The 5,351-nt window shown below is 61.7% G+C and carries 5 protein-coding genes; 3 read left to right on the forward strand and 2 right to left on the reverse strand.

Annotated elements, in window-relative coordinates:
• Positions 1-1,148 precede the first annotated feature (1,148 nt).
• Positions 1,149-2,858, forward strand: coding sequence for a phospho-sugar mutase (locus ACWI6D_RS09200; RefSeq protein ID WP_449134465.1), 1,710 nt, complete (start codon positions 1,149-1,151; stop codon positions 2,856-2,858).
• A 70-nt stretch (positions 2,859-2,928) separates the two neighbouring features.
• Here ACWI6D_RS09200 and ACWI6D_RS09205 read toward each other — a convergent pair whose 3' ends face one another.
• On the reverse strand, positions 2,929-3,378 hold the full coding sequence (locus tag ACWI6D_RS09205) for a type II toxin-antitoxin system RelE/ParE family toxin (protein ID WP_294361632.1): 450 nt from the start codon (positions 3,376-3,378) through the stop codon (positions 2,929-2,931).
• Positions 3,378-3,665: a type II toxin-antitoxin system Phd/YefM family antitoxin gene (locus ACWI6D_RS09210; protein ID WP_294361633.1), complete on the reverse strand. Its 288-nt coding sequence runs from the start codon at positions 3,663-3,665 to the stop codon at positions 3,378-3,380. The genes ACWI6D_RS09205 and ACWI6D_RS09210 overlap by 1 nt, the downstream gene beginning before the upstream one ends.
• Before the next feature lie 551 nt (positions 3,666-4,216).
• Here ACWI6D_RS09210 and loaP point away from each other — a divergent pair.
• On the forward strand, positions 4,217-4,744 hold the full coding sequence (gene loaP, locus ACWI6D_RS09215; RefSeq protein ID WP_449134466.1) for an antiterminator LoaP: 528 nt from the start codon (positions 4,217-4,219) through the stop codon (positions 4,742-4,744).
• Between the two features lie 208 nt (positions 4,745-4,952).
• On the forward strand, positions 4,953-5,351 hold a 399-nt coding region (locus tag ACWI6D_RS09220; protein WP_449134467.1), incomplete at its 3' end, for a Crp/Fnr family transcriptional regulator.

Genomic DNA, 5,351 nt, shown 5'->3' on the forward strand with positions numbered 1-5,351 from the left:
GGCGGCGCGCCCTTCGGGCGCTGCCTGATCGGGGCGGTCCGCGAAGGCCCGTCTTGCGAACTCCGTTGGCGCGTTCCGGGACTTTCCGAGCCTCGAAACGGTTTCAGTCGTCGTTTCGGCACGATTCCGGGCTTTCCGGATCTCGGCTCAGGGCGTTTCGGCCCCGAGCGGGCGGTTCTGGCGCGAAACCGGGCTTTCCGAGCCCCGACGCTTGTAGCGAGGCCCGGAAAGCCGGGAATCGTGCCCTCTTGCGCTGCCGAGCGCCGCCAGACGCCGGCTCGTCCTCCCCGGTGGCGCCAGCCCTTTGAAAACCAACTCCCTTCCTCCGGCGGCCCCTTCCGCTTGGAGGCTTCCCTTCCCCCAAACCCCTTGCAAACAGGAAAGCCTCTGAGCGAAAGGAGCCGCCTTGCGCCCTGCGATGCGCAGCAGGCCTTCGGCCTGGGCGAACGCTGGCAAGCTTGCTGAACGCATCGAGCGGTCCGCTGGACTGTTCGACAAGCAAACGGGAAAGCCTCTGAGCGGAAGGGTCGTCTCGTGTCTTGGAGCTGAACTCGTTCGCCGCGTGTTGCGTATCGTGCTTGCTGGGCTCTGCACTTTCGGTGCTCGTTCGACCTGGTCGCTGGATTCAGGAAGTCGGGAAAGCGGCCACTGTTGGACGGTTTTTCGAGTTCCTGAATGCTTTGCGGGAGCGCGACTTGCTGATTGCGGGTTTCCGCTTGAAACGCAAGTTTGTGACCTGGTGTTTTCCGTATATGGTGCTCCTTTGCCGCCTGCTGACGGCGTGCTGGCCTCGCGCTCGGTTCAGGTTCGGCGAATAATGTCCCCGATTCGTTCAGCTTCTCGGAAAAGTGACCAACAGTGGACGTTTTCCCGAGAAGCTGAACGGGGCTTCGCGTTTCGCTGCTGCGAATCTTGGTCGAGTTCGCGCTTTGCGGCGTGCAGTTTGAGCTGGCCGCACGCTCGCGGCTTACGCGCAAAAACTGAGTTCGCGTTTTACGGTGCGTGGTTCGGGCCAGCCGCGTGCTTGTCCTTTCCGTTGGGTTTTGGCTGGTGGGGCGCCGTTCGTTTACAATGGGCGCCGAAGTGTGGCTTATCGTGCGCGGGGCCCAACGGGCGCGCCCTGCGCTTTCAACCGAAAGAAGAGGCTTATGAGCGAAAGGAACATGCGCGCCGAGCTGGGGCGCTGGATCGCCAACGTCAGCGATGCGGAACTGTCCGCCGAGCTGGCCGACATGCAGGCCAAGGCCGATGCGGGCATTGGAGAGCCCATGGTGGACGCGTTTTTCCAGGACCTGTCGTTTGGCACGGCGGGCCTGCGCGGCGTCATCGGCGCCGGCACGAACCGCATGAACGTCTACACCGTCGGCCGCGCCACGCAGGGTTTCGCCGATTACCTGAACGCGAACTTCGAGAACCCGTCGGTGGCCATCGCCCGCGACAGCCGCAACAAGGGCGAGCTGTTCGTGCGCACCACGGCCGCCATTTTGGCCGCCAACGGCGTGACCGCGTACGTGTATCCGCGCATCTCGCCGGTGCCCACGCTGTCGTGGGCCGTGCGTGACCTGGGATGTTCCGGTGGCATCTGCATGACGGCCAGCCACAACCCCGCGCCGTACAACGGCTACAAGGCCTACGGCCCCGACGGCTGCCAGATCACCAGCGAGGCGGCGGCGGCCATTTCCGCGGCCATCGAGCGCACGGACGCGTTTTCCGGCGTGAAGTCCATGGACTTCGACGAAGCCGTGGCCGCCGGCAAAATCCGCTGGATCGACGACGCCGTGCTTGAGCGCTACTACAGCGCCGTGCTGGCGCAGTCGGTGAACAACCTGACGCCCGAGCAGATTGCCTTCGCACCGCTGAAGCTGGTGTACACGCCGCTGAACGGCACGGGTCTGGTTCCGGTGACCACGGTGCTGGCGCGCGCGGGCGTGTCCGACGTCACCGTGGTGCCCGAGCAGGAGCAGCCCGACGGCAATTTCCCCACGTGCCCGTACCCGAACCCGGAGATTCGCGAGGCCATGCAGAAGGGCATCGACCTGTGCGAGCAGGTGCACCCCGACCTGTTGCTGGCAACCGACCCCGACGCCGACCGCGTGGGCGTGGCCTGCAAGGACGGCGACGACTACACGCTTCTGACCGGCAACGAGATGGGCGTGCTGCTGCTGGACTACATCTGCCGCATGCGCGCCGAGCGCGGCGAGAACCTGGCCGACAAGGTGGCCGTGACCACCATCGTGTCGTCGGCCATGGTGGACGCGCTTGCTGCGGAATACGGCTTTGAGCTGCGCCGATGCCTGACGGGCTTCAAGTACATCGGCGACATCATCACCGAGCTGGCCGACGCGGGCGCTGCCGACCGCTTCATGTTCGGCTTCGAGGAAAGCTACGGCTACCTGTCGGGCGACCACGTGCGCGACAAGGACGCCGTGAACGCCAGCTTGCTGATCTGCCAGATGGCACAGGCCTACAAGCTTGAGGGCAAGAACCTGGCACAGGCCATGCGCGACATGTACGCCAAGCACGGCTGGTGGCTCAACCGCACCGTGTCGCTGGCTTACCCGGGCGCTGACGGCGCGGCGAAGATGGCGTCGCTTATGGCGGGCCTGCGCGAAAACGCCCCCGCCAAGCTGGCCGGACGCAAGGTCGAGGCCGTGGTGGACTACCAGCAGGGCGTGAACGGCCTGCCCGCGGCCAACGTGGTGGAGTTCGACGTCGAAGGCGGCAACAAGGTGATTGTGCGCCCCAGCGGCACCGAGCCGAAGATCAAACTGTACGTGTTCGCGAAGGACGTCAGCCGCGAAGCTGCCGACGCGCTGCTTGACCAGCTGGAAGCCGCCGGCCGCGAACTGCTGGCGTAACGCGCCCCGCAAGCGAAAACCCGCCCACAACAAAGGCGGCGACACCAACCCCTGGTGCCGCCGCCTTTTTCTATCCGTTTACATCTTCAAGCGGCCTGATAGCGTAGTTGTCGATGTCTTGGCTGGTGTGCACGATACGCCAGACGGTAAGCCATTCGTCATCGAACGAATAGAAAATGCGGTGATGTCCGACAAGCCAGGTGCGGTACATCTTTCGGTCAAGGTTATCGTCTGAAAAGGGCTTGCCCATGGTGGGCATGGCACAAAGATTTGCGAGCGCTTGTGTAATGCCGTCGAATAAACGCTTTGCAGCTTGCGGTGCTTGGCGAACCTCGCCCAAATACACAACAGCCGACTCCAGATCAACTGCCGCACGCGGTCGATAGCGAACGTGACGTATGGGTTGTGGCTGGTTCTCGGGTTGTGCGGATTCAGCTGATTGCGATTGCTGTTTGACCCGTGTGCCTCTTTCAGTGGTTTTTGCCGTGCGAGTTTTTTGCGCGGCGGTATTGCCGCCCATTACACACCCCACTTGTCAAAAGCGGTCTTCAGCCGTTGCTCGAGTTGCTGTGGGCTAACGCATTCTTCTTGATAGCGCGCTTCAATTTCTGCTTCGCGCAGTTTTTGAACATAGCGGTCGTGCTCCTGCTGTGCGCGATAAGCATCGCAATCGATGACCATGAGTGTAGCTTTCCCATTCTTCGTCATGAAAATAGGCTCTTGCGTTTCTTGAGCCATGGCGCACACATCGTTAAGGTGCGTGCGAAGGTCGCTGATAGGGCGGATATTCGGCACGGACGCTGACATTGTGGCCCCTATCTATAATATAAACATCAATAAATATGTAATAAATAATAGCATAAATAAATGATAATAAGAAGAGTAACGCGGATTCGGCAGCGAAATGCGGATGGATTGTTGAGGTTTGCGTTGGACGGCGGGGCGTTCGTGTCGGCGTAGGGGCGTTTCGTGGCGAATGGGGAAGGCCGCGGCGCTTGTTGCCGATGCGTCTGCCGCGCCCGCGCGAGCTGCCGATATAATTGCAAAGGTTACACGGTTGCAAGGCCGCGCGGCCTTGTTCGCCAACATAGCTTGAAGACACGTAATCGTCGCAGAAGCGCGTTGCGCTGGCTCCAAGAGAATGAATACGCATGCGAGTGCGCCTGCTGAAGGCGCAATGTTTTTGCACGCTCGCTGCCTGCGGAAACGCGGGTCGGTGGGTGCGCGGAAGCATTGCGGCTGCAGCAGGCACACGATTGAGCCGGCGAAGGCCAGCGTGGCGAAGCCATGCCCTTTTGCGGCTCCAACTTCCTTGCATGCACGTTCTCTTGGGGCTGGCGCGCGCTGGAAAGTGCAGCATGACCAGCATCAACGATAAATGGTACGTCGGCCAGGTGCTTGCGGGCAAAGAAGCGTCCACGCTTTCGCAATGCCGCAAGCTTATCGACCCGTCCATTTTGCACGAGTCGTTCGTGCCCGAATTCGAAACCATGTGGAAAAGCAGCGCCGGCTGGCGTCCCGAGCGCCGGCTGCTGTTCCCGGGCTACCTGTTCTTCGTGACCGGCAACATCGAGGCGCTGGCCGCCGGGCTGGCGAACGTGCCGAACCGCGTGCGCATCTTAGGCGACGAGGAGAACTCGTTCATGGCGCTTTCCGATGCCGAGCGCGACTGGTTCCTGGCGTTCATCGACCAGGACCGCGTGGTGCGCATGAGCGAAGGCGTCATCGAAAACGACCAGGTCAGAATCACGAAAGGTCCGCTGATGGGCAAGGAAGCGCGCATCCGGAAAGTTGACCGCCACAAGCGCTGCGCATTCGTGGAAGTGGACATGTTCGGCCGCAAAACCACCGCCCGCGTCGGCCTGGAGATCGTACGCAAGATGTAGCGCCAGCGTGCGCCATTGAATTCCAACGCGTTACAGAACGCCCGCAGGTTATTCGCCTGCGGGCGTTCTGCTTTCGGGGGCGGGGCGGCGCCCCAATTCCCGAAATTATGTGACCCTTTGTTTACATATTTCGCGACTGTGCGATAATCAGTTAGTAAGAGTAAACATTTGGTAGCATTTGTTACTGAAGCAGGAGGCAGGCGCGCGCATGGGAATCAGGTTGGAAGACATTCGTCCGCTGAAAGCGTCGCCGGTGTTTCGCGGCATTTCCCAAAAGGACCGTTTCGAACTGCTGAAAGAGATAGACGCTCGCATCGTTGAGCTTGACGAAGGCCAGCTGCTGCGCCGCGCGGGCGACAAGCTGGACTTCTACCCGGTGGTCATCGAGGGTAGCGTGCTTGCTACCATGCCGCAAGGCGGGCAGGACCGTCCGGTGGCGCAGTTCGGGCCGGGCGAGTCGTTCGCCGAAGCGGTGCCGGCCACGCTGAAGCACACGCCCGTGAACATCTGCGCGCAAGAACCCACGCGCATCCTGTGCATTCCCGCCAAGCAGCTGGAGACGTGCACGAACCCGCATGCGTTTTTGGTGCGCGAGAACCTGTCGGCG

It is taken from the genome of Senegalimassilia sp., from assembly GCF_977052095.1.

Bases quoted from the DNA above. Each gene is read 5' to 3' on its own strand.
- loaP (WP_449134466.1), top strand. From the start codon at position 4,217: ATGACCAGCATCAACGATAAATGGTACGTCGGCCAGGTGCTTGCGGGC.
- ACWI6D_RS09205 (WP_294361632.1), bottom strand. From the start codon at position 3,378: ATGGGCGGCAATACCGCCGCGCAAAAAACTCGCACGGCAAAAACCACT.
- ACWI6D_RS09200 (WP_449134465.1), top strand. From the start codon at position 1,149: ATGAGCGAAAGGAACATGCGCGCCGAGCTGGGGCGCTGGATCGCCAAC.
- ACWI6D_RS09210 (WP_294361633.1), bottom strand. From the start codon at position 3,665: ATGTCAGCGTCCGTGCCGAATATCCGCCCTATCAGCGACCTTCGCACG.